A 3,776-nucleotide genomic window follows, 5' to 3' on the forward strand; every position below is an offset into this window, starting at 1 on the left:
GTTATCCGACTGAGCCGCGGACACTTGCTGCCTTCCTCGCGCCCTGCGGGGCACAACCTACGCATGAACAAACCCGCTTTGCCCCCAACGCTCGATCAATACTCAAGCCCAGACTGCCCTGCGGGGCATCAACCAACGCCTGAATTCCAATGCTCAATCAATGCCGACGTGCCGGATGCACTGCGTGGCACAACCAACGCATGTCCTTGTACACTCGATTTACTGCTGCTCGCCGAAACTTGCTTGAACGCCCACTCTTTGTTACGCTTTCTTCGCGGTGATTGCCACCCACAGGGACGAAGTCCGCGCCGACGGACCGTATCGCGATGGTGTATTGCGGATAACCATTGCATGCACCGGAGTGGCGGCCGCACACTTTTCTCTCTGCTTGCACGTCAAATCCCGCCACCTCGGTGATGCTTGCCGTTATCCGACTGAAATCACGACACTCAAACCGATGCACAAGATGGAATCCGAAAGCACTGCTGAGCACGAACTTCTCGCCTGGGTCAAGAAACTTGTCTGGCTCTCGACTGCTATCCTTACCGTGATGGCCGTGCTGCTTATCGCGCTGGTCGCTTTGCTGATCCCGAAGCTTGAACGAGCCGTCTCAACCACTGAACGTGTTGAAGCACGTTTCCAGTCGTTCGCCGACGAGGTTCAACCCGTCGTCGGTGCTGGAGCCGGCAAGGCGGTCGAGGCTATTACCCAAATGGACGCAAAACGACTGTCTGAAGCCGCGACCGACAGCTCCGACGAAACTATACGCGCCATCGGTGAACGTGCAAAGCGATTTTTGGATCGCGACAAAGCTGATCCGAAAGACTAAACTTTCAGTTGCTGCTTTCCAAAACCGACGGATAACCAACGCGTGCACCGGAGCCGGTCTTGCGGGCGTTTTGGTTCGGTTTTACCCTTTTCTCTTCCGGCCCGGTGACGCTGGGCGTTATCCGATTGAAATGACCCCACAATGAACATCAAGCCAAAATGGTCGATTGCCGCCTACGTGGGAATCACATTGTACGTCGCCCTCTGGAATCTGACCGTGGATACTGCCACGACGAAGATCGTGGCACCCAAAATGACCGGCCAGAACATACCAACGCCGTATCTCGCCTCGCTCCCCGCAGTCGCAAACAATCGTGGCGTTGTTCCTCCAAGCATCCAAAAGGCGTCGGTCACCGCTTACGTCGTTGAAGCGCATCGCGGATGGCCTTGGCGGATCGAAGACAACTACGGATACCGCTACGACGTTTTCAACACTACAACCGGGTACACGGCCACCGTTTCTGGCTTCCCAACGAAAAGCGGCCTGAACACACTCAACTTGATTGTAAATTTCCTCGGGACTTTGGCCGTATTTGCTGTTCTTCATCTTTCGGTCTTAATGGCTGTCCGATCCTTTCACTTGTTTGACACGGCGATTGCACGCCCCCAAGCAGACGGATAACCATGGCATGCACCGGAGTCGGGCTTGCGGCCGTTTTCAAATGGAACATCAACACTCCCGACCCGGTGATGCCGGACGTTATCCGACTGAAATGAACGCACGCACGCTTGGCATCGCACTCGCACTCGGTTGGCTAGCACTGCCTCTCGCCGCATGCGCTGGGGCGATCTTCATGCTCGACGATGAACTTAGCCCGATGTCTGTTGCCGTAGCGGCTGCCCTCTCACTTCCGTTCATCGTTGGCACAACACTCTACGTCTATATTGCTTGCAAACGTTGTATTGCACTTCCACACAATAGACTTTTGCCTCGTCTCATTTTTGCTTTGCCCTTGATCGGCTTGGCTGGCTGGGCAACATTTCTAAACACAACGCCTCGGCGAATCACTCCGGATACAGTTTCCGATAGCCCAATCGACAAATACTGGTATAGTGCTCCGCAGACAGCGTACGGGTCACCGTTTCCCTACCTTCGATATTTCGACGATCCAATTCCCGACCGCGGATATCCTGAGATCGGTGGTTCACTGCTCGATTACACTGCGGTGTTCGGTAACCTCACACTTTGGGCATTCTGTGTATTCGTACTTGTTTCTCTGGCATACACTCTACTGCCTCCTGCAGACGGCGGATAACCATCCGATGCACCGGAGCGGCGGTGGTCAGTTCTATCGTTTGCTTGCAAGTCGTTCGCCGCCGCCCGGTGATCGGTAACGTTATCCGACTGAACCGCGGACCTTTGCTGCCCGCCTCGCGCCCTGCGGGGCATCTCTAATGCTCGACCAAGAACGCTTTTCCCCCAACAATCGACCAAGACTCGAGTGCCGACTGCCCTGCGGGGCATCAACCGACGCCTGAATTTCAATGCTCGAATAACGCCGGTGTGCCGGATGCACTGCGTGGCACTAACCAACGCCTGTTTTCTAGCACTCGATATATTCCTGCTCGCTGAAACTTGCTTTGCCGGCGACATTTTGTTACGCTTTCCACAATGTGTTTGTCAACCACGGGGACGACGTCCGCGCTGACCGATCGTATCGCATTGGTGTGTTGCGGATAACCATTGCATGCACCGGAGTGGCGGCCGCACACTTTTCTCTCTGCTTGCACGTCAAATCCCGCCACCTCGGTGATGCATACCGTTATCCCACTAAGCGAGTTCCACGGTCACAATTGGATTGGCCTGCACGTAGATAGAGCGTCGATTGTTGGGTGTCAACAATCGCATCCCCAGTCTCCAATTTCAAGCGACGCAGTTTCCAATGTTGCATGACCCTGATCCGTATCGGCCAGCAAACGCCGCCTCAAAGCGGGCGTTACCGGCAAATCGGATGTCGGCCTTTGCATTAGGGTTCCGGAACGGTGTTCTTTGGTCGATGCTTATTTCCATTCCAGCGACATATCTTATTCGCAATGCCTTGGCTCGCGACTTCAACCGACGCTACAATCTTGAAATGGGAAGCATTGAGATACTCGATTATTCGACTGCCGAATTGCTTCGGTTCTCACTTCATGCTGGACTGGTCTCGTTATGCATCATCACACTTCCGTGGGCACTTGCGGCCGGCTATGTTCGTATGCGGTACGCTGGGGATCGAAGCAGGTCGTGAGCGGATAACCATGGCATGCACCGGAGCCGGTCTTGCGCGTTTTCACAAATGGAACATCAACCGTCCCGGCCCGGTGATGCCGGACGTTATCCCACTGGGTGCGCGGTCTTTCCACTTCAACGCCGAACGTTCGATCGCTTGCTTTCCTACACATCGAGACTTGTTACGTCGGATCGCTTGCTTGGTCACTCCTTCTATGATCGTGCTGGTCGCTCGCTGACTCTAACTCCACTGCACCCCGGCCCAAACTCCGCTTCATTGCTTGATCCTTTACTTGCACGAAGGTCGCGACGACTCGATTCGCCGCTAGCCTGATTTTCCGCTTCAACGCTTAACTGTGCGACTCGAATCCACGCGACCTTTCCCCGCTGCATCACCTTCCCATTCGTCTGCTTGCACGCTTTTCTCCGCTCCACCTCCCGCAAACGAACGGAATGTCGCCGATGGGATTTTTTCCCACTTCTATAAGGCATCCCATCGGCGACATACCGTTCGCTTGCTGACCGCTACTTTGTTTGGACCGACCGCGATTCCGCTGCTTGCCTTTGCGCCGATCCCGACGCTACACTCTAACCTATGCACCAACGCTCCATCCAGCATGGCGACGTCCCGTCGTTCTTTTCCAACGCATTGATCATGCTCGATTCAATGCAAAGGGATAACAAATAAGTCTTTGACATCGCGAGCTTGCGAGCCGATGTTCAAGGACTCGGTTCA

General features: G+C 54.7%; 4 protein-coding genes. All 4 read left to right on the forward strand.

The window, feature by feature from the left end; translation table 11 throughout:
* The first annotated feature begins 277 nt into the window (after positions 1–277).
* The 4 genes from RC85_RS25075 (at position 278) to RC85_RS27910 (ending at position 3,279) form a co-directional block, all read left to right on the forward strand.
* Positions 278–829, forward strand: a complete 552-nt coding sequence (locus RC85_RS25075; RefSeq protein ID WP_162273278.1) for a hypothetical protein — start codon at positions 278–280, stop codon at positions 827–829.
* Between the two features lie 141 nt (positions 830–970).
* Positions 971–1,450, forward strand: a complete 480-nt coding sequence (locus tag RC85_RS25080; protein WP_068267575.1) for a hypothetical protein — start codon at positions 971–973, stop codon at positions 1,448–1,450.
* 992 nt (positions 1,451–2,442) lie between these two features.
* Positions 2,443–2,646 (forward strand): hypothetical protein, encoded by a 204-nt coding sequence (locus RC85_RS27905; protein ID WP_149753307.1) that lies wholly within the window; start codon positions 2,443–2,445, stop codon positions 2,644–2,646.
* A 315-nt stretch (positions 2,647–2,961) separates the two neighbouring features.
* Positions 2,962–3,279, forward strand: a complete 318-nt coding sequence (locus RC85_RS27910; RefSeq protein ID WP_149753308.1) for a hypothetical protein — start codon at positions 2,962–2,964, stop codon at positions 3,277–3,279.
* Positions 3,280–3,776 lie beyond the last annotated feature (497 nt).

Origin of the sequence: Rubripirellula obstinata, from assembly GCF_001642955.1 — a bacterium.
GTDB lineage: Bacteria > Planctomycetota > Planctomycetia > Pirellulales > Pirellulaceae > Rubripirellula > Rubripirellula obstinata.

Bases quoted from the DNA above. Each gene is read 5' to 3' on its own strand.
- RC85_RS27910 (WP_149753308.1), top strand. From the start codon at position 2,962: ATGCTGGACTGGTCTCGTTATGCATCATCACACTTCCGTGGGCACTTG.
- RC85_RS25080 (WP_068267575.1), top strand. From the start codon at position 971: ATGAACATCAAGCCAAAATGGTCGATTGCCGCCTACGTGGGAATCACA.